We start from the raw sequence: 19,565 nt of genomic DNA, 5'->3' as shown, positions 1-19,565 counted from the left end.
ACCTCCCTTTATTGTCTAGCGATTACTAATACATATATCCACCCTGTTTTTAAATTTCGCGAGACGTCATTTGAGAATGTCCTGGCGACATATGCCCTACGAGCGCCCATTAACCCTACCTTACTGTCATCAGAAGTGTATATTGGGAAACTAGGCGAATACCGTGTATAATAATCAATATTTGGGCCCTCTCGCATCGCTGGTCTACCATTACTAATCTTGTACGATATTGGTACAAATACACATTGTTCCTCGCTGTATCCGTCGGGGATCGGCGTATAATCTCCATGAGCAACTTCATATGTTCGCACATCGAGACTCTTAACCTTGTAGCCGGCATTGTATATAGATTGACCCTCTATGTTAACACCTCGGATTGTTGCACCGGTAATTAATCCACCGTTGATATGGGAGCCTGTAATGTTACCGTTGTTGTCAACTCTAAAAGTGCCGCTTTCGTTCTCGATTTCTGTGCCGACTAACTTGCCGCCTCTGAGAGTGCCACCGATATATGCTGAGATAGTGGATAAACTATCAACTCTTAACTTGGTGGCGTCAATCGAGTTTGCCTGTAGCATTTTGTTCGTGATGATATTGTCATCAAATAACGATTGACCTGTTACGTGTAGTAGCTTACCGTCAATACGGGTGCCACCCTTGTATTGAGTTATGGCGCTCATGACCTTATCGCCGTCGATGACTTGCGATTTAATCGCATTATCGAGTTGAGTAATGCGAGTACTCATCTTGTTATCAAGGTTATTAACCCTTAAATCAATAGCTCCTTGCAGTTGAGTGATTGAGGTCTTGATATTAGCGACGCTGTCATCATATCCGTCTACAGCATATACTTCGAGTTTGTAAATCCATGCGATAAAGTTTGGACTGTTGTTTTTGCCGTTATCACTTTTAAAATACACATATCCGCAGTCACGCCCATCTGTATTTTGCGGATTCCACTCATTCCCATATTTCCAAAAGAATATATACTCTTGCGGTTTGTCTGAGCCTTTGTTGGAGGTCAGGAATCCAGTCGGCGTATCACCACGACCAAGATGATTGTTATTCAAATATAAAGAAATATCAGATTTAACTTTTGCCACCATGCGGACAATATAAGTATTATTTAATTGCCCCTCTAGTGGTTTCCCACCAGGTGTGATTTTGAACCCTCCGTATCCGATAGCTGTATATTTTGTGTCTCCTGTTAATATGCCGCACATCCTGCCGCCTGTATTAATATCACCCCATTTGGGCGATGGAGCCGCAAATTTTTGTATTACTTGTTGTCCATCCTTGGCATACGTTACCAATTCAGCCTTAGTCTTAAATGTAGGGTCTTCCATTAATTGCGGTGACCGTGACATCAAGGCAACGGCTTTTGCATAATCTAGAACCCCTGACGTCCCTTTATCAAGGGCGGCTATTCGGCGATCGATGTCGTTAATTCCCAAACGTTCCTTATCCAACAATGCTGGGTCTATTGTTGCCGAAATAGTAACTAAAATTTCATTTGATTGGACTCCTTCACCTACAGCATCTATAAATGCTGCTTTTACACGATAAATATCTGCAGCACCAGTATATGTAATCATATTACCTGTAGAGTTTAAAATATCTGTTTTTGCAGAACCTACAATATAAAATCGAATACTATTCGCTGTGCTTGGCATATTAGATACCAATAACGCAAATCCTTTAACCATATTCATAGATGTTACTACTGGCGCATCTAATTGTTTGAAATCATAAGATACATTGAGGCCTTGTCCATATCCTTTTACTGGATTATGTCCATAAATTAATAATGTACCTTTTCTGTTTTTAAGTTGTATGATCTCTCGAATTGAATTTGATTTTACAATTAATCCTTGTAAATCACCTGTATTACTATTACTTCTAACTTCATAGAAATCGATGTATGTATTTGTGATTGGTGTCCATTCTAGTAATACCCCATTTTTTGTTAATTCAATACTTGCCGAATCAACTTTGTCAGGTACTGCTATACTTCCCTCTGAAATTGTAATTTGAATACTTACCTTTGTGGCGGTTTCAGATTCAATTCCGGATGTATTAATTGCTTTAATCCCAAATGTATATGTCTTACTTTCGGTTGCAAAAAACGTATAATTTGTGGCTCCTATATAATTTACAAGTTCCTTACCGGCATTATCATATAAACGATAGCCATATATGTCAGGCTCCTGATTAGGCGCCCATTGCAGATGTAGAATACTACTATTTACAACATCCTGTGTGACTGTGAATTGTTTTACTCCTGCAGGTGCTGTTTCCTTACCAGCAATATATATAGTTTTTTCTATTCCAGGTCCGGCAATGCCTAAATCGTTCAAACATATGATACGGACTACATAATTTTGTGTTGTAAGCACTGATCTAATGACCGCTGATGTTTCATTTCCACTGAATATATTTAGCAAAGTATATGTTTCTTCATTTGTACGTTTGTAATATACCTGTACTTGTTTACATTGATTACTAATTGGCAATACCCAGTCAACTTTGATATCACATAATACAGTCCCATCTTTTAATGTGTTTACAATTTTGGTTAGCTGAATATCCTTTACCGATAATTCTTTTTCTACCTTGGCATAATCAATTACAGGATACCGACTATAATCAAGTTCATATACAGCCGCATCATATTCTGTGGCTGTTATCGTTACTTGATTATCTCCATTCTTTGTGATTTTTGTAATTCTAAATGGTTTGACTTCCTTATTTGCTTCACCGAGCATATATGGATCATATCGTTTAGGTAATTCTTGTTGTGAAAATTCACCAATTACAGTAATTGTATCTGTATTTATTTCCTCTGTTACCGCTTGTATTTGCTTTGTAATAATACTGTCATCTTCTAACCGAATCATAATGCTATGATTTTTATTCGGTTTCAATACAACAAATTTATCCAATACGACTGTATTGCCTTCTGCTTTTACAATACGGCCGCTAGCATCTCCAAATTGAGGAACCGCATGATTGATACCTATAACATCGCCATATTCACACACCATACCGCCTATATCTGTACCAAATGTAACAGTCTGTAACTGTCGCTCATTCGTAGCCATTAGATACATTCCTTCTCTGTATGCTTGTGAACGCCTTGTTACACCAAACAATGACAATTTAGCTGTGTTATCATTCTTCCTTAAATCGTTTGCATAGTTTGGACTTCGCACCATAAATACAGTATTTTTGTAGTCATTATCTGTATCATTGTACGTAATTTCTACTGAACGGGCCCTATCGTCCCTAGATGAATATTCACCTTTAAAAGATGACTTTACTATTTGCCCTTCTCCAAATACCTGCACAATGTTACTTGGTCTATCCACTACTATGCCATATTGTGTACCATGTCTTAATATTGTAGCTCGTCCTGATGTTGCAGCCTTTTGTGCTGCTTCCCATCTGGTCTGTGTCGTATCCATAACCGCATCAAATCTAAACCTTTGTTCTTTTTCTCCACTAATCATAGATACTTCTTCATCTGCATAAGCCGCCGCACTTTTCCATTCATCCCAATACTGTTTAAAATTATTAGCCGGTACACCTTCAACTACATATTCTTCAACATTTGTATTGATGTTATACAGTCGTTTACAGTTATGTAACATATCATATGCTGCCCATATAGGGTTCTTTGCATCTTTTTCAACATATGTTCCTGTGTCCCAATCAAATACATGCACCGTATTTCTTGTTTGCCTCCAATTTACATTTGGAATGCCTCCGGATAATTGATTAGTTGCCTTTATCCGTAGTCCAATTAATACCTTACCTGGTCTACTATATGCGCTATCCATAATAAAACTTGATAACGTTGACCATGTCATATAAGCCGTTGCTCTTGTTGTCGTTGGTAACTTAGTACCTACAACCTTAATATCATATTGTCCTGCCTCTGGCATTTCAAATTGATATGATCTGCGCACAGCTTGACTGGTTGCTTTCGTTAAACTAAATCTAGACTTCTGTACTGTAATGGTTATGGTACCTTCTCTTTTCATAAAGACTTCTCGTCTCTTCAAATCAAAGGATATTATGCCATTGTCATAATGCTCACCATACTTAGCATCTTTTTTCTTGCCGCTTATACTCCCCGTTACACTTACAGTGTCTTTGCCCTTAGCTGTTACTAATGTCCATACCTCCAATGGTGCTGCATTACCTATGGATTGTACATTTGTAACTATATTTGATAATCTTCCGTTTGATTTAACAATGTGATTACTATCATCGCCGCTAAAATCTTTCCATTCCGCTGTACCCGTTTTCCTATACAGAATTTGAAACTCGGCTGTATTCTTATCATAATCCCCTTTATCATTTACCTTGTATAAGCCATTTGGAAATTCAACTGTTACCTCTAACTTCTTAGCTTTCTTAGTATCTGTTGTTCTAATTAATGGTTTATTTTCAGCACACTCAAGACCTATTGATTGGTCTAATACAGTAGTTGGAAAGAATGATATCGGCTCTTGATTATTTTCGCCTAACCTTGTTTCAATCTGAACATCTGTAAAGTTTTCTATGGGGGTTGTTCCGATACGGATATTGTTAATACTATCCACAGGACCCCATCCACCACAATACAAGAGATTTAAATATTGAACATTTTTATCTTGATCATCTGTATTTGTGGTTTCTACATGACACATTAATAATTGAGGGGTTGGAATACATTCCCCATATGTTTCTGCAATCACACCACCTTCATATGTCTGTACACTTGGCAATGACCATCCATAAGATGTGCTTTGTGAATTTTCTGATGTACTACCTATCTGGTTTAATCGAAGCATGCTATTTATCAGTTTGCCACCAACCATTGTAATGGCCCCTGTCATGAGTCCGATTGCTAATTTACTAGCTGTTGCAGGTAGCCACTTTGCAGCTAATGCAGGAGCATAAACGGCTAGTGCTATCATAGCCACCATACCAAGTATCCCCTTTAGACTTTTACCAATATGTGGGGTTACTACAATTTGATTTCCATCTTGTGGAAAACAATTTACAGGGTCTAATACAAGTATTCCATTTAGGTACACATCTTTATCTGTTGGATCTAAATAAGAATAGAGTGTACCATCTGTACACTCTACCTTTTTTCGTTCCTTTTTATTCGGTTCAAACGGATTCTTTATTTCAACAATTTCAATCATTATATAATACCCTTTCTGTTGGAATATAGAAACCTAGTATTCTTGACTTCCATTTACGAACTCTATCAATTACTACCCCTGTTTCATGACAATAGGCGTGAATAAAATGACCATCACCAATATAAACGCCACAATGGTTCGCCCATTCATTTTCTGCCAGTCGAATAATCACCAAGCATCCTATTTTAGGCTCTTCTATTTTTTGCCACATCTCATTCAAATCATGTTGCATAGTATCTGATATTACATGTGCCTCTTCCGAAGATATAGAATAGTCATGAATAATATAGCCTTGTCGTTTAAATAATTCCAACGCAAGGCCCCAACAATCTAAGCCTGTTATATCTCGGCCCCCATCTACAAATGGAATGCCTATTAGATCATCATAATTAAACATTGTTTCCATTCATGCCTTCCTCTCCCCCAAATCGTGATGGTATTCTACATGTTTCTAATGTATTATTGCAAGGCTCTTTACCTCCGGCATACCCACATCTAACTGATTTAAATCTATATGGACAATAATGAGCCATATAAATATGAGTTGGAAACTTAACTACTGTTTCCGGTGATGCCCCTAGTATAAATGTTACCCATTCCTCATCGTATTGAGTCGTTGTAACAGTAAATTCAAAGGCTTGTAACGGCTCTGTATTATCTAGCATATTTGCATGTACAACATATATTGTTACTTCCGCATCCGTAAACCCTTTGAATTTTTGTATATACTGTTGCAATGTTCCAGCACAGTTAGATACAGTCCAACTTAACTTAGGTTCTGTTTGCCCATCAATTGTATTGATGTCAAAATTCATAGGATATGCTTGCCACTGTTTACCATCCCATGTAATACTTTCTGTATTTCTAACCAAGCATATTGGCTCTGTTAATTCTGAATGGATCATTTTAACCAATACTAAGAAAGGGGCATCACTTGCTAATTTATTCTTTTCAATAATTGCCGTAGCAGGCCATCTTAGCATTTGTTACACCTCCTCAAATTGTAATGATCCATACCATCCAACAGGATAATCCAATCGGAAACTAAACTTATCTACGAATCTACATCTATATGTTTTCCCATCAGTATAATTCTTAAATTCAAACTTTTCTGATGTTCTAACCTTTTTCCAAAACGCTTTCAACTTTTCGTAATTTTCATCGCTAAGTCCTAGCCATGTATATGTCCAGCTTCCAATAACCCTTGTTGTTCTCGGCCGTGTGATTTTATAGTTGGCATCCGTAGTGGATGTGATTGTACTATCTGTTAGTACTTCCGTATAAGTACTTCCGGAATTCGATGCGGCCGGTATGATTGGCTCCGGAATATCTGTAGGAAACACATACATTATCGCCTACCTCCTATTAATTGTTTCAAAATATCTTGGCTTCCATTTCGGTTACTAGCAATTTCTTCAATCACAATATTTACAATTTGTGTTTTCATATCACCGGTTGATGTCTCTTCCGTAACTGTAACCTTACTGTTGGTATAATTATTTACATTCACCATAACCGGTCCCCCGCCTATGGTGCTCGCAATATTACGCCCAAGACTAGCAAATGTATTTTGGTTTAAAGGTAATACAGCCTCATGATCTTTACCTTCCCCCATTAATGACATTACTGGAGCAGTAATTACACCACCGCTTGCAAACTTATATGTAGGCATATTGGGCATTCTAGCAATGGCACTATTTACAAACCCCTGCATTGTTAATGTTTGTACATTACCCCCACTAGCAACACTTGGTGCTCCTACGCCCAATGACTGCCCTAACAATGCTGCCGCTAATCTTGCAGCCGCTATCTTAGCAATGATATTTACTACTGTACTAAGAATTAATTTCCCCATATTTGTGGTTAAATCTTTTACGCTTGTAATATCTGTCGCTAGATTTGAAAAGATTGAGGATAATCCACTAGCAAATGACTCTGCCGCCTCTGCTGTAGCAGCTGACATTGACATATTACCTTGTTCCCAAAGCTTATAGAATGTCTGTAGTTTGGCTGTATCGCCTTCCCAATCCCTATATTGCTTTGCATCTTTTGAACTTGTTAATTGTTGGAGTCTATTTGTATCATGTCGGCTAATTGCTAATTTAACAGCTTTATCATATGACTCACGCTCTGCCGTTTCACGTTCTGTTACTAAGGCTTTATATTTGGCTGTATACCACTCTTCAACCTGTGCTTTAGCTTCCGCATCATCCTTTTGTTTTGCAACTGATTTTAAGCGCTCTTCTCGCTCTCTATCTAGTTCGCTTTTAGATACTATAAATTGCTTTTCAGCTAAATCTTTATAGTTTCCTAAGATCTCTGCATTAGTCTTAGCTGTATCCAGTTTTAATTTATCCCGTTGTTCCTGTAGCTTTTTATTTACTTTATCTACTTCAACAGTTTTAAACTGATCTAATAGCTTTTCAGCATTTGAGGTATCAATCGTATCACTTACATCTTTAATCTTCTTGATTGCTTCAGATTTTTTCCGTACATCCTCTTCAATCTTTTGAATTTCACTTTCATAAGATGTACCAATTTCTCCGGTGATACTTTGCTTTAATTCACCTTCTAAATTCTTTAAATCCTTTTTAGCATCATCAATTGATTTTTGACGGCGTAATATATCAGCCCCAGTAAGGCCCCCTTCACCCTTCATATCTTTATAAAGTAATTGTGCATTGGCTGCCTTTTGAGACCTAATATCTTCCGTTCCTTCTGAACGTGTTATCCATTTGTCAACTAACTTAGCCGCTAATCCTACATCTTGACTATTTCCAAGTTCTGCTAATGCCTTCTTATAATTATCCTTTTCTTTCCCATATAGCATTTCATATACCTGAAACGCTTGTTGAGTATGAATATCATATGGATCTGAATGATTCTGTTTGGCAAAGTTAAATAAGTCTTCTTTTCTATCTAACAACCATTGTTGAATACCGAATGCTCCCCCATTTGGATTTACAGCCTTTGCATTTAAGTTCTTTGTATTTCCGCCTGATTCAAGCATATTTCCACCAGCCATACCAAATGCTATACGTGGATCAATGCCTTGATTAATCATGAACCTAACTGTTTCGGCTGCACTTGATGCATCTTTATGAGTCGTAGTAGTTGATGTTTTATTTATAGAATCTCCAATATTTGATATGCTTTGCATTTGTGTAGCTAGCTCAGCTTGCATTTTAGCTTGTTCTGCTTTAATATCACCTAATGCCGCATCTGCACTGGCTTTCTTTTGAGCAGCTACATAAGATTCATATTTTTTCCTTAGTCGTTCTGGAACCTCTACATAACCAGCACTATCATTTGCATAAACAACTTTACCATCTTTATTTTTTGCAAGATGATATTTCTTTCCCTTATCCATCAAGGTAACTTCATTAGCGTGTTGGAATTCTGCTTCTGCTTTATTTGCTTGTCCCATAGAATATAATGCAAATCCTACGGCTGTCGCTACACCTAGCCATCCACCAGCAAGCCCCCATACTGCACGTGTTAATGTAGTAACGGCCCCTAATGCTCTACCTGCCGCACTAACTGCTACCTCTCCTGCTGTTGTGGCTCTTACACCGACACCTTCATAGCTTGCTGCTAACACTGCATTCTTTTCAATATTTGCTGTTGCCGCTGCTGTTGCTGTTGCACTAGCTTCTACGGCTTTTGTGCCTGCAACCGTTGCAGCTACACCTACTTTACCTTGACTGGCTACTACAGCCATATCACTTTCTACTTTACGAACATTAGCCGCTACATGTAGATTTGCTGATTCTTCTGCTGCTACGCCTGTAGATAATATGGATCTATTAACTGCAATTGAACTTTCTGCCGCTTCTGCTCGTGCGCTTTGAAACCCAATAGTCATAGCCGCTCGAATTTGCTCTGCTGATTGCGTTGCCTTAATACTAATCTTGCTAAATTCCTGCGCTAAAAATGCACTCGTTTCTTCTGCAGATAACTTTTGTTGATTAGCTGTTTTAATCGCTTCTCTTCGCATTTGTGCATATACACGTTCATTATCTCTAAGGGCTTTATTAATCTGTACTTCTTGCGCTCTTGTTAATTCAGCCGTATCTAACCCCATTGAGCCTTGCGAATTTTTCACAGTTGATACTACTGCATTAACTGCCGCCGCTGCTTTTTTAGCAATCTTAATGCTTTCATACAATGCTACAATCTGAACTAATGTTTTAGCCGTGCTTGCAATCTCATTTTTATTTTTATTAATCCATACTGCCGATTCTTGCAAATACGGTAGTAATTGTGGTAATAATTCCATTACTAATGGTGTAATGGCTGCGCCACTCGCTAGTTTAAGTTGTCCAAACTGCAATTCCATCTCTTTCAATTGAAGAGATGCTTTATGCATTTCTTCTGGATTTAGACCAATTCCTTTGACTTTACTAGCAACTTCCGCCGCTTCATTGTAATTCTGCAATACAGAAATTAAAGCAAGACCACGAACACCAAGGGTATTCATCACATATTCCTGCCCATATCCCGCATCAGCAGCCGCTTTATATCCTTTGGCTAACTCCGCCAATTGTTGATTAATTGGTAACATCTTACCATTAGTATCAGTTAATGAAACACCAAATAGTTTTAGTGTTTCTTGGGCTTTCTTACCTTCATTACTATTTCCGGATAACGCTTTATCCAATCGCATAATTGTTTTAGCTGCTGTATCCGCATCAGAACCTGTAATTTTTAGAATTCGGTTCATTTCAGATGCTTCTTTAGTTGTGATCTGGTACCGTTGAGATAATTGGTAAACTGCTTCGCCAGCTTTCACAGAACCTTCAATCATGGATGTTAGTCCAAATCCTCCGGCCATAATTCCTGCTATAGCTGTAAACTTACTAACCAAACTACCTACACGACCCGTTACACTATCTACACTTGTAGAGAACTCATTAATTGGGTTTACATTAAATGCTTTCCCTACCTGCGTTTCTACTTTCTGTAGTTCTTGTTTAAACTGATTACTATCCGCACCTATCCTAACCTCTAAATCTGCTATGGTTGTTCCCATCATTCCACCTCCTTTCTTTATAAATTAAATGTACGTAATAGCTCCTCTTTTTCGCTTTCCTTATCCTTTACCATATCTTGATGCAATGGATTGAAGATATCATCTACTGTAATTTTGCTTTCTCTCCCTAAGTTTGGAGCAAGCATCCAATATGTGAAATATGCTTGCTTATAGTCCTCTTCTTTTTTACGGGCATAATGGCCATCAAGTAACAAATAGAACTCTTTCATAGTTAGATTTTCAAGAGCATCAGGCAATAGATGTAATGGTCCATATGCAATTGGTTCTACAGTTCTAATCCATTCTTCAATGGAGGCTACTTCTTTTTCTGTTCCTCCACCTGTGCTTCCACTTCTTCTGGTAGCTTTGGGATAAAAAAACCAGTATTATATAACGCCATCATTAGGAACCCTGCCAATGTATCTAGTGTGCCTTCACCTTCACAATATTTATCGATGAGATCATATGCTTCATCTTCCGATAAGCCACCAACTACCGCATATTGCAAGTTTGCCATAATGAAATCAATGCCTACTCGTTCCTGTGCGTTGCCATCAAATCTTGTTAGAATTGAAATCAACGAACACCCTAATGTTCGTTCAATCTGTCGCATAATACCAAGTGTATACAATAATTCATATTTTTCCCCATTGACGGTCAATGTAGTCTGTTCTTTCATTTTTATCTCCTTATATAAATAGGGCGGGTTTTAACCCGCCCTTTGTATTACAAAATTATGCTGTTACAGTTACTGTGATAGGAATTGTCTTTGCTGCAAATTTTGCTTCAAGTACATGGTTACCTACTGTCATATTTTTAAGGTATTCCTTTTTCAAAGTTAATGTACCTTCTGCAAATTCGTAGTCTTTTCCGAATACCAATACAGTACCAGTATCATCGGTTACAGTACGAATTGTAATGTCTGTTGGTGTTACAGCTACAGTTTTATCTGCTGTAGCTGCCTTAGAGAATGCAGCTGTAGGAGATGTGATTTTAACTTCACCAATCGCAATCAAATCGCTAATTGCGCCATACCCTGTCAAGGATACCTTTAATGTTTGAATTGCATCAGAAGAGTTGTTATCTTCAAAAGATGTTACATTCGCCCATCCTTGTTTGTAAGAACCATCCGGATATTCTACACGAACATACACAGCCTTACCTTCACGGAAGGAATAGCGCAAGATATCCACTGCATTATCATTTAACACATATAGACCATCATATTCGATGCTCCAAGATTTCATACCAGGGATGCCTTTTTTCCATCCACCACTAGATTTATCAGAACCATCCAAGGAATCTGCCTGTTCTTTAAGTGGTGAGTTCTTTTGACCACCAACCAATAACCATGTTAATGGTGTTTGTTTAGATGCAATATACAATAACGTATCTTTACCAGCTACCGCCTTTGTATCACTAGGTGCCACTGGTAGTGCTGTAATTTGCTCTTGTGTTAATGCCATATTAATTACCTCCTAATCAATTTCTTCAATTGTGTACTCAATCATCATGATTCCATGATAAGCACTAGTCTTATCTTCGTATCGTTCCCCTATTGCCTGATATAAAGATATATGAGCATCACCAACCTGTTTAAACCCTTCAAGTGGTAATTGGTAATGTCTAACTAATGTAGCTACATCATTCAGAATTTCATTAACCTCTTTCTTACCAGGTTGATTACTCCATATATCTATTTGCTGACTAATTCTATGTACTGTATGTGTTTTATTATCTTCCACAGGTACACCATGAAACTCACCCAGCCAAATATACGGCATTTCTTCATCCCCTGCAGGTATACGATCATATACAGGGGCCGTCTGTCCTTCTGACAGCAGTTTATAAAATGCTTTTTGTACAGCATTAAATGGAATAGTTTTTATCTTCATTTCTTTATTGCCACCTTAATTGCGCCTTCAATCGTTGGACGAACCTTATCCATAGCCGGTTTCATAAATGGCTTTGCAGATATTGCAGGAATTGTAGCATTAGTCATAAACCATCCAGCCGCTCCTGGCGCCAATGCTTTTTTCTTTTTAGGCATTACTACATGCCCCTTTGTCCCAAATTCAATTAAATGTGCTACCGGTGAATTTGTGAATACCCGTCCATAGATACCTTGACTATGTGTTTTAATTTCTTCCCTTATTGTTCCTTTAAATTTACCGGTTATATAAGGTGCCAATTGAATTGCCACAGTTAATACTTCATGCGTTTTATTCCTTGTAACTTCTTTAATTCGTTCTTGTGTTTCAGAATTATAATTGTGAATATCTCGCATTGCCTTATAAGTGGCATTAGATATATCAGCTTTTACAAATGCCATAGTTACCTACCGTTTCTTGATTGCCTGACATGTCAATATATAAGAGTCCGTATTATACTCTATGTCTAATATTTCATAATTTGTATTACGGTACCTAATAATACAATCAGTATCAATTGCTTTTAACGGTCGTATCTGTATACCTTGTGTAATTGCTGTAGTAGGACCTTTCCCACTATCACCATCCCAAAATCTTGGTTTTAAAATAGCGGCCCATACCGTGGCAATTCTACGTGGTTTTTCTTTTTTTAAACCACCTTGTCCATCCGGCTCTATGGTCTGCCGTAATATTTCTATCCGGTTCTTCATAGATCCAATCCGTAACATGATTACTTACCTTTACCGGACTTAGGACCTTTACCACCGTCATCATTTGTTTCATCATCCGATGTGTTTTCATCACCGTCATTATTGTTATTTGACTGTATAATTGTTTCTTCATCAACAGCTTCAATTAATCCCAATTCTACATATGGTTGTGCTGTTTCGATTTCAATGTCTACTACGTCATCAATTTGAAGCCATTGGCTATCAATGATTGTTGGATGCAATACTTTTACTTTCATTTGCTACCCCTCTTTCTTATGTTCAATCTGCAGTAATAATGAAGTAATAGTAAACGGTAGTTCACCACCACCGCCTACTACATTCCGATTATCATACCAATGCCCACATAACATATTAACGACTAAAAGCATTTGACTATTATTTTCGTCAAATGCTTTTCCTGTGCCGTTCTCTATATATGTTTTTGCTGCTTCAATATAATTTTCAATTACTGTATTTTCATCATTACTGTCTACCCGTAAATATTCTTTTACATGATCCAGTAACTTTTGCATAGCAATTACCTTATGCTAATTTCAACTGCCCAAATACAGCCGCTTCATTATCTACTACTTTTGTATCAAAACGAAGTGTACCACGGATATTATATCCATCTGTTACGAACGCGTTACCCCCAATGTTTGTACCTAACAATGTAATTGCTTCACGGTCAAACAATGTAATTGCTTCTGTTAAATCCCCAACAATTACTGGTGCATTTTTCCCGCTACCAGTAGTATCTGTAGGTAATACTTTATTACTTGCCACTTTAACCACAACACCGCTTAACATTTTCTCAGTTGGATTTAATGGGTTAGGTTGCAATAAATAATGACCTTGTGTATCTTTCAATTTATCAAGATAGTTATAACCATCTTGGTTAGTTAAAATCACCGAAGACAACGCAATTGCTGGATCTAAATCCACATTTAAAATGTCTTTTAACCCATCAATACCTGTAATTGGTTTTTTCGTAAGCGTATTGATTAATTTAACAATTTCCGTATTACGAGTAATTGTATCCTTTTTAGCCAACCAACGATACAAATATTCCAATAAGTTTTGGTCTGTATCCGCCAATAGTTCACTAGAAATCGGTAAAATTCCTGCATATTTTTGAACTTTGTATTCAATACGATTAAATTCCGGAGTTTCCAAATTTGCAATGTTTGCCAGTTCAGCTACATTTGGGAATGCTGTCATGGTAGAAAGCTTTTCATAAGTTCGCTCCCCACTCATAGTGGCAACCTTTTCAACACGTACTAATTCATCCAATGGATTTAATGTTCGTTTCAATTCATTAATAGCTGTCTGTACATCTTTAGGAACAATAAACCCACCATCTTTACCCGTTCCTTCATTCAGTGTGCTAGCACGCACCAATACTTCATTTTCTTCTTTAGATAATTGATTGCCACGCAAAGCACGAGCCATGATTTGATTTACATCAATATCATTATCATGATTTTGATGTTGACGTGCTTCTGGTGGTACAGTATCTACACTGTTTTCACCCAATGTAATTTCTACTTGTAATTCACGTTTTAAGCGGCGCAATTCTTCTGTTGCTTGCTCCGCATCATCCAGTTTACCTTCATTCATCAGGCCACGGATTTCTTCATTTTTTGCTGCCATCTTTTGGCGTAATTCACGTTCTTTTTCGTTCATTGTTTATCCCTCCAATAATTCCAATTCAATTGCTAATTTACGTTTTCGAACTTCATCTAGTTCATTTTGTTGAGTCCTCTTGAACTCTTCCAAATCACGTTTTGCCGTATCTGCTTCTGTATCTGGATATGCCGGTGTCGTAACAATCGAAACATCCCATAATCGTTTGATCGCCGTAATTGTTCGAATGTATACATTATCATCTTCATCCCATATCCATTCAGAACCACTTGGAGCCAATGAAAATGCAAATGAGCATTGACCTACAACACCCGCATCAAGATTTGTAATTAAATCTTTTGCATATGTTGTTTCTGTTGGTGTTAATCTAAAATACAAACCAGTGTCATCAACTTTAAGCTCCAATGACCCCGCCCCTGATGGCACAGTATTACGTGCCAATGGATAACTTTCATCATGGTTATACAAAGCAACGACATTATTCATGTCTGTATTGTCCAAACAGTTTTTAGATAACATTTCCACAAAGCCACCCATATTTTCTGACCGGGTTCCAAACTTCAATGCATAACCTTCGATATATGGTAACTCACCGTTATCATTCTCCACCTTCCGGATTTCTATCTTGGTCTGAAGTGTCCTCCGTTCCTTGTCCATTCCCCTCACCTCCTTTCACTGTTAAGTCTTCACCAGCTTTAATTTTTGCCAGTTGTAATTTCTCCAAATTATCGGTAGTCGTATAATTTAGAGATATAAAATGCTTATCACCCATACCATCATTCATAGGCTTTTGCTCTTCCATGGCTCGCACTTCATTTAGTGTGTATACCCCAGTCTGAATCATCTTTGTGTAGTATTCAGCCCTAGACTTACTATCTCCTCGAAGTTCCGCATCAGCATTAAATTTTACATAATATTGTTGCCGTTCTATTTTAGTAAATAATTTGTAGTTTAGTTCTTGTTCCCATTGCATAAAAATAGGAAGCAGTGTTGACTTGATATATTCAAGCCCCATTGCTTCCGCATTTGCATAGGTTGCTCTATCTAGTTGTGCTAATTTATGAGGAGGTACCCGGTAAACTTTAGCCACCTCATTAATCCCAAATTTTTGCGTCTCAATAAATTGTGCTTGATCAAGTTGCATACCTATGGTCTGAAACTTTAAGCCCATATCCAATACAACTGTTTTACCAGCATTATCTGGACTCGCATACCGGCTTGCAAAATCTTTCCTCAACTTATCCTTTGCTTCTTGATTGATTTTTGAATCTGTCTGCAATACACCTGACACTAGTGTTCCATTCTTGTAGAAATTGCTGATAAATTCTTTCGTTGAATTCTGCCCTCGTAATTCATCAACCAATGTTCTCCATGGTGCTTTACCTACAATGCCATCTCTAGCCATTGTTTTAAAATGCAATACATCAGATGGTTGTAATGTAATTGTTTCACCTTGTAATGTTTGTGTTTGATATGTTAATCGCCCAGTTTTTACATCCAAATATGGAGCAGTAGATGATGGTTCTAATGGCCATATTGCTTTTGTAAATCCATCATTTCCCCAGTCAATAAATGCGAAGGCATTGCCATACAACCCCACATGCATTTGTAATGTTTGTTTCAATGTAAATGCACTCATTAAATGGTTAGGCCTTGTATATAACAATTCTGCTACAGGATGTTTCATCCCTTTTGTTCTATCTCCATCTCCATAATATGTATGGATTGGAAGTTTTGCTAAATCATCTGCCAAGATGCTGACACAGGCAAATACATTTGAGTTTTTTATAACATCACTTACCCGCATAAATTTATTTGTTGATGTTCCTAAGAAATCTATAATTGAATCCGCATCAACATGATTAGGCTGCATATAGCCATCCCTTTTTTCAATGAACTTTCTTAGTATCAATTGTTATATCTCCTTTCCTATTCTCCATATGGTCTATCCCTCGTTCCTTTTCTTTCAACATGATACGCCGTTCCAATTATGTACCCAAGTACACAGGAGGCCAACGCAACACTATATATGCCTACTATCGTATGGATCATAAATCCTCCGATGCAAAAAAAGATGGCCCCTATTGTAAATAGCATGTCATCAATTATACTTCCTATTATTTTTATATATTTCATTACGACTCCTATAGACTAAACTCATCACTCATTATGTATGCACTTAAATCATCATCAGCTGCTACTTTTGCCCTTGTGTATGCATTTATTATGGCTGCTATTGGGTCAATACGTTCAGTACTTTTTGCCTTATCTAACATAATATTTTCTTGAGCATCAACTTTTGTTACAGCATTACTAATTGCCCAATCTAATAAATCATTAGTTGGGTGCAATATATTGCCTTGATATGTTTCTGCTCTGAACGACTTTGTAGGTTCTGACAATGTAATAATACCTTGCCTGATTTCTACAATTCCCCATCCTTTATTTGACTCTAATTCTTGGGTATAGTGAGTAGCATTATATGGATCATAACAAACATCTTTAATATTTAATCCATATTTATTTAATGTTTCTTCAATCCATTTAGTCATAAATCGATAATCAACAATTTCACCTGGAGTAATTGTTAGCCATCCTCTTTCACTCCATAGTCTATATGGGATTTTATCTGTTCGTTCTTTTGTTTGTACTGTTTCTTCCGGTATAAAACCATGTGCTAAAGTAATAAATTTCTTACTGTTATTAATATCTACCGGGATTACTATCCCAGCAGCTGTAAGGTCAATTGTTTTTGATACGTCAATACCTACATATGCATCATATCCATATAGTGATATTCCTAAATCGTTTTCAAAGTCCTCATTTAATCTTCCTCGTGCCTTCCATTTTGCCATATCAATATATGACTGCGCTGATTGTTTAACCCATATATTCATATTCTTAGTCATAAATGACACCATCTTTTCTGGGCTTTCTATCGCTGACATATAATTACTTCTGATATTCTTTAATCCTACCTCATATGTAGCTGCAATTGGATTTGCTTTTATCCAACACTCTTCATCGTTTATGTCATCAATCAGATTCCCTTCTTCATCTCGATCTAATTCATTAACCATACAAAAATAATCCGGTATATCAAATTCGATATCCGGATTTAGGATTTTACTTACTAATGGATATTCAATTCTATAGCAAGGCCCCCCTAAATTATTACCTGCTGTTGTAATAATAAATAATAAAGGTTGTCGCCGTGCAATCATACCTGTCTTAATGACTTCTAATATTTCATCTGTTGGATGCGCATGATATTCATCAATCAGTCCACATTGTGGATTTAAACCATCGCCAGTTTTTCCATCATCTTTAGACAAAGCACGCATTATTGAATTACTTTTAATATGTACAATCGTACTATATGCTTCTTTCCATTTGCCTTTAAACAAAGCACTTGATTTTTTAAGCATTGCCAATACTTCATTGTAAATGATTTTTGCCTGGAGTGTTTTAGTCGCACCTATATAAACTTCTGAATTATCTTCACCAAGTGCCATTAATTCATAATCACCAACTAGACCTAATGATTGAGATTTTGCATTTTTTCTTCCCACTTGCCAATATGCCTTTGTAAATCTTCTATACCCAGTATCTTTATGAATCCATCCATAAATGTTACCAAATATAAACCGCTGTATTGGTGTAAATATAATGGGCGTATTTACTAGCACGCCTTTAGTATGCTTATGTAAACTTGCCCATTTATAAAATCTCTCTGCTTTTGCATCATCAAAGATATAAGGGAATTCATCCGTTCCTTCACGGCTTATATCCCTCAGAAATCTTTCACATGCCCATCTATGTTTCTGGCAACAATGCTTGGTGTCATTAATACAGTCTTTAGCATATTGTATTAACTCTTCCTTTATTGTCATATATCACCAAATCCATTCTGATCTAATTCTGTTTTTTCTTCCTCTGGCGGTTTCTTAGGTACGTTTTTAATTTTAGCCAATGGATTCAAGAATAACCTATCTTCCATTTTAACCAATGCATCCATCTTTGCATTGATTGCTTTATCAAGTGCAATGAGTCCACCTATTGATAAGATAAATTCGTACTTCTCTATCATCTTCTCAATTCGTTTTTCAGGGACTCCTTCATCTTTCAACTCTTTTTCAATATAATAATGTTCTTCAATATTAATTGATAATTGGTTGATTATCGCTCTTCGTTCAATTAAATCAAGATATTCACTATAGGCCATACAGTAGCGACCTAGCATCCCAACATCTCCGGATGCTACAAAATTAAAATCTTTATAAAGACGCATTAATTCTTTCCATTTTGCATATGCATTTTTGTTATTTTTTATATGTTTTGGACATACTAATTTATCATTTCCAAAACGTATTTCTGTGTTTTTTCTATGTTCAATTTCAGCTTTTGTTAAATGTCGTTTATTCCCATCAGCCATTATTAAATCTATAGGTTTCGCATTTCGGCCCACTACTTTTTCACCTCTTTTCATTGCCTATAAAATTTTCGTTTCTCAGAAATAGTTTATTTCACGAACTTTTTACGAAGAAAGGAGCCACACGGTCTGGGTTTTCAAGGTTCAAACATTTTTAAATAGGGGGGTATTCTCACTATTTATCATTATCGTTTAACCATATTACCAAAACCGCCATTTTCTCTTGCTGTTTTCTTATCATGACAGCGTTTATTCATAGCTTGCCAATTATTCCTATCCCAAAACAATTTCATATTTCCTCTATGAGGAATGATATGATCCACTACATTTGCCGCCAATGGATTTCCTGATGCCTTGCATTCGGCACATTCACATGTTGGATGTTCTGCAAGAAATACCTTTCTAGCTTTATCCCATTTAGAGGTATACCCTCTAGCATGTGCAGATAGTCTTGTATTATCTTGTTTTACTTTATGCTTTTCACAATATCTATCTGTTGTTAATTCATGACATCCAGGATACCTGCATTCATGCCTTGCTCTTTTCATTTGTATCTCCACATAAAAGGCACCCACTAATAATGGGTGCCTTTTATTTCTTCTTCATTCCATATTT

Annotated in this window: 19 protein-coding genes; all 19 read right to left on the bottom strand. The window is 36.9% G+C overall.

Annotated elements, in window-relative coordinates:
* Positions 1-8: 8 nt before the first annotated feature.
* Positions 9-5,198 (bottom strand): host specificity factor TipJ family phage tail protein, encoded by a 5,190-nt coding sequence (locus VEHSUH05_RS01115; protein ID WP_105090478.1) that lies wholly within the window; start codon positions 5,196-5,198, stop codon positions 9-11.
* A complete protein-coding gene (locus VEHSUH05_RS01110; protein WP_105090477.1) occupies positions 5,191-5,604 on the bottom strand; it encodes a C40 family peptidase in 414 nt (137 codons plus the stop codon). Before VEHSUH05_RS01110 ends, VEHSUH05_RS01115 begins: the two co-directional genes overlap by 8 nt.
* Positions 5,588-6,181, bottom strand: a complete 594-nt coding sequence (locus VEHSUH05_RS01105; RefSeq protein ID WP_105090476.1) for a DUF1833 family protein — start codon at positions 6,179-6,181, stop codon at positions 5,588-5,590. The genes VEHSUH05_RS01110 and VEHSUH05_RS01105 overlap by 17 nt, the downstream gene beginning before the upstream one ends.
* A gap of 3 nt (positions 6,182-6,184) precedes the next feature.
* Positions 6,185-6,547 carry a hypothetical protein gene (locus VEHSUH05_RS01100; protein WP_054673977.1) on the bottom strand — a complete coding sequence of 121 codons (363 nt, stop codon included), beginning with the start codon at positions 6,545-6,547 and terminating at the stop codon, positions 6,185-6,187.
* On the bottom strand, positions 6,547-10,233 hold the full coding sequence (locus tag VEHSUH05_RS01095; RefSeq protein WP_146104583.1) for a phage tail tip lysozyme: 3,687 nt from the start codon (positions 10,231-10,233) through the stop codon (positions 6,547-6,549). Before VEHSUH05_RS01095 ends, VEHSUH05_RS01100 begins: the two co-directional genes overlap by 1 nt.
* A gap of 14 nt (positions 10,234-10,247) precedes the next feature.
* Positions 10,248-10,445 carry a hypothetical protein gene (locus VEHSUH05_RS01090; protein ID WP_051147521.1) on the bottom strand — a complete coding sequence of 66 codons (198 nt, stop codon included), beginning with the start codon at positions 10,443-10,445 and terminating at the stop codon, positions 10,248-10,250.
* 101 nt (positions 10,446-10,546) lie between these two features.
* Positions 10,547-10,909, bottom strand: coding sequence for a hypothetical protein (locus tag VEHSUH05_RS01085; protein ID WP_105090474.1), 363 nt, complete (start codon positions 10,907-10,909; stop codon positions 10,547-10,549).
* Between the two features lie 55 nt (positions 10,910-10,964).
* Positions 10,965-11,696: a phage tail tube protein gene (locus tag VEHSUH05_RS01080; RefSeq protein WP_054673987.1), complete on the bottom strand. Its 732-nt coding sequence runs from the start codon at positions 11,694-11,696 to the stop codon at positions 10,965-10,967.
* A gap of 12 nt (positions 11,697-11,708) precedes the next feature.
* A complete protein-coding gene (locus VEHSUH05_RS01075; RefSeq protein WP_058948208.1) occupies positions 11,709-12,125 on the bottom strand; it encodes a DUF3168 domain-containing protein in 417 nt (138 codons plus the stop codon).
* Complete coding sequence (locus tag VEHSUH05_RS01070) at positions 12,122-12,562, bottom strand: HK97 gp10 family phage protein (protein WP_054673991.1); 441 nt, start codon at positions 12,560-12,562, stop codon at positions 12,122-12,124. The genes VEHSUH05_RS01075 and VEHSUH05_RS01070 overlap by 4 nt, the downstream gene beginning before the upstream one ends.
* A gap of 6 nt (positions 12,563-12,568) precedes the next feature.
* On the bottom strand, positions 12,569-12,871 hold the full coding sequence (locus tag VEHSUH05_RS09485) for a phage head completion protein (protein ID WP_425445591.1): 303 nt from the start codon (positions 12,869-12,871) through the stop codon (positions 12,569-12,571).
* Between the two features lie 20 nt (positions 12,872-12,891).
* The gene (locus VEHSUH05_RS01060) at positions 12,892-13,128 is read right to left on the bottom strand and encodes a hypothetical protein (protein WP_054673995.1); all 237 of its coding nucleotides are present in this window, start codon (positions 13,126-13,128) and stop codon (positions 12,892-12,894) included.
* A gap of 3 nt (positions 13,129-13,131) precedes the next feature.
* Positions 13,132-13,404, bottom strand: a complete 273-nt coding sequence (locus tag VEHSUH05_RS01055) for a head-tail connector protein (RefSeq protein WP_105090473.1) — start codon at positions 13,402-13,404, stop codon at positions 13,132-13,134.
* A gap of 10 nt (positions 13,405-13,414) precedes the next feature.
* Complete coding sequence (locus VEHSUH05_RS01050; protein ID WP_105090472.1) at positions 13,415-14,557, bottom strand: phage major capsid protein; 1,143 nt, start codon at positions 14,555-14,557, stop codon at positions 13,415-13,417.
* A 3-nt stretch (positions 14,558-14,560) separates the two neighbouring features.
* Positions 14,561-15,175: an HK97 family phage prohead protease gene (locus tag VEHSUH05_RS01045; protein WP_105090471.1), complete on the bottom strand. Its 615-nt coding sequence runs from the start codon at positions 15,173-15,175 to the stop codon at positions 14,561-14,563.
* Complete coding sequence (locus VEHSUH05_RS01040; RefSeq protein ID WP_105090606.1) at positions 15,117-16,391, bottom strand: phage portal protein; 1,275 nt, start codon at positions 16,389-16,391, stop codon at positions 15,117-15,119. The genes VEHSUH05_RS01045 and VEHSUH05_RS01040 overlap by 59 nt, the downstream gene beginning before the upstream one ends.
* Positions 16,392-16,662: 271 nt before the next feature.
* Positions 16,663-18,411: a terminase large subunit gene (locus tag VEHSUH05_RS01030; RefSeq protein WP_105090469.1), complete on the bottom strand. Its 1,749-nt coding sequence runs from the start codon at positions 18,409-18,411 to the stop codon at positions 16,663-16,665.
* Positions 18,408-18,986 carry a terminase gene (locus VEHSUH05_RS01025; protein ID WP_245875907.1) on the bottom strand — a complete coding sequence of 193 codons (579 nt, stop codon included), beginning with the start codon at positions 18,984-18,986 and terminating at the stop codon, positions 18,408-18,410. The genes VEHSUH05_RS01030 and VEHSUH05_RS01025 overlap by 4 nt, the downstream gene beginning before the upstream one ends.
* Before the next feature lie 149 nt (positions 18,987-19,135).
* On the bottom strand, positions 19,136-19,498 hold the full coding sequence (locus VEHSUH05_RS01020) for an HNH endonuclease signature motif containing protein (protein ID WP_054674009.1): 363 nt from the start codon (positions 19,496-19,498) through the stop codon (positions 19,136-19,138).
* Positions 19,499-19,565: the final 67 nt, after the last annotated feature.

The sequence above is a fragment of the Veillonella denticariosi JCM 15641 genome, assembly GCF_002959855.1.
GTDB classification, from domain to species: Bacteria; Bacillota; Negativicutes; order Veillonellales; family Veillonellaceae; genus Veillonella; species Veillonella denticariosi.
Note: the sequence above shows the minus strand (reverse complement) of the source record. Positions and strands in the feature narration are given on the sequence as shown.

What these genes read in the sequence shown, in the direction of transcription:
- VEHSUH05_RS01105 (WP_105090476.1), bottom strand. Translation starts at nt 6,181, where the DNA reads ATGCTAAGATGGCCTGCTACGGCAATTATTGAAAAGAATAAATTAGCA.
- VEHSUH05_RS01040 (WP_105090606.1), bottom strand. Translation starts at nt 16,391, where the DNA reads ATGCAGCCTAATCATGTTGATGCGGATTCAATTATAGATTTCTTAGGA.
- VEHSUH05_RS01080 (WP_054673987.1), bottom strand. Translation starts at nt 11,696, where the DNA reads ATGGCATTAACACAAGAGCAAATTACAGCACTACCAGTGGCACCTAGT.
- VEHSUH05_RS01050 (WP_105090472.1), bottom strand. Translation starts at nt 14,557, where the DNA reads ATGAACGAAAAAGAACGTGAATTACGCCAAAAGATGGCAGCAAAAAAT.
- VEHSUH05_RS01045 (WP_105090471.1), bottom strand. Translation starts at nt 15,175, where the DNA reads ATGGACAAGGAACGGAGGACACTTCAGACCAAGATAGAAATCCGGAAG.
- VEHSUH05_RS01110 (WP_105090477.1), bottom strand. Translation starts at nt 5,604, where the DNA reads ATGGAAACAATGTTTAATTATGATGATCTAATAGGCATTCCATTTGTA.
- VEHSUH05_RS01070 (WP_054673991.1), bottom strand. Translation starts at nt 12,562, where the DNA reads ATGGCATTTGTAAAAGCTGATATATCTAATGCCACTTATAAGGCAATG.
- VEHSUH05_RS09485 (WP_425445591.1), bottom strand. Translation starts at nt 12,871, where the DNA reads ATGAAGAACCGGATAGAAATATTACGGCAGACCATAGAGCCGGATGGA.
- VEHSUH05_RS01085 (WP_105090474.1), bottom strand. Translation starts at nt 10,909, where the DNA reads ATGAAAGAACAGACTACATTGACCGTCAATGGGGAAAAATATGAATTA.
- VEHSUH05_RS01095 (WP_146104583.1), bottom strand. Translation starts at nt 10,233, where the DNA reads ATGATGGGAACAACCATAGCAGATTTAGAGGTTAGGATAGGTGCGGAT.
- VEHSUH05_RS01100 (WP_054673977.1), bottom strand. Translation starts at nt 6,547, where the DNA reads ATGTATGTGTTTCCTACAGATATTCCGGAGCCAATCATACCGGCCGCA.
- VEHSUH05_RS01115 (WP_105090478.1), bottom strand. Translation starts at nt 5,198, where the DNA reads ATGATTGAAATTGTTGAAATAAAGAATCCGTTTGAACCGAATAAAAAG.
- VEHSUH05_RS01060 (WP_054673995.1), bottom strand. Translation starts at nt 13,128, where the DNA reads ATGAAAGTAAAAGTATTGCATCCAACAATCATTGATAGCCAATGGCTT.
- VEHSUH05_RS01020 (WP_054674009.1), bottom strand. Translation starts at nt 19,498, where the DNA reads ATGAAAAGAGCAAGGCATGAATGCAGGTATCCTGGATGTCATGAATTA.
- VEHSUH05_RS01055 (WP_105090473.1), bottom strand. Translation starts at nt 13,404, where the DNA reads ATGCAAAAGTTACTGGATCATGTAAAAGAATATTTACGGGTAGACAGT.
- VEHSUH05_RS01030 (WP_105090469.1), bottom strand. Translation starts at nt 18,411, where the DNA reads ATGACAATAAAGGAAGAGTTAATACAATATGCTAAAGACTGTATTAAT.
- VEHSUH05_RS01075 (WP_058948208.1), bottom strand. Translation starts at nt 12,125, where the DNA reads ATGAAGATAAAAACTATTCCATTTAATGCTGTACAAAAAGCATTTTAT.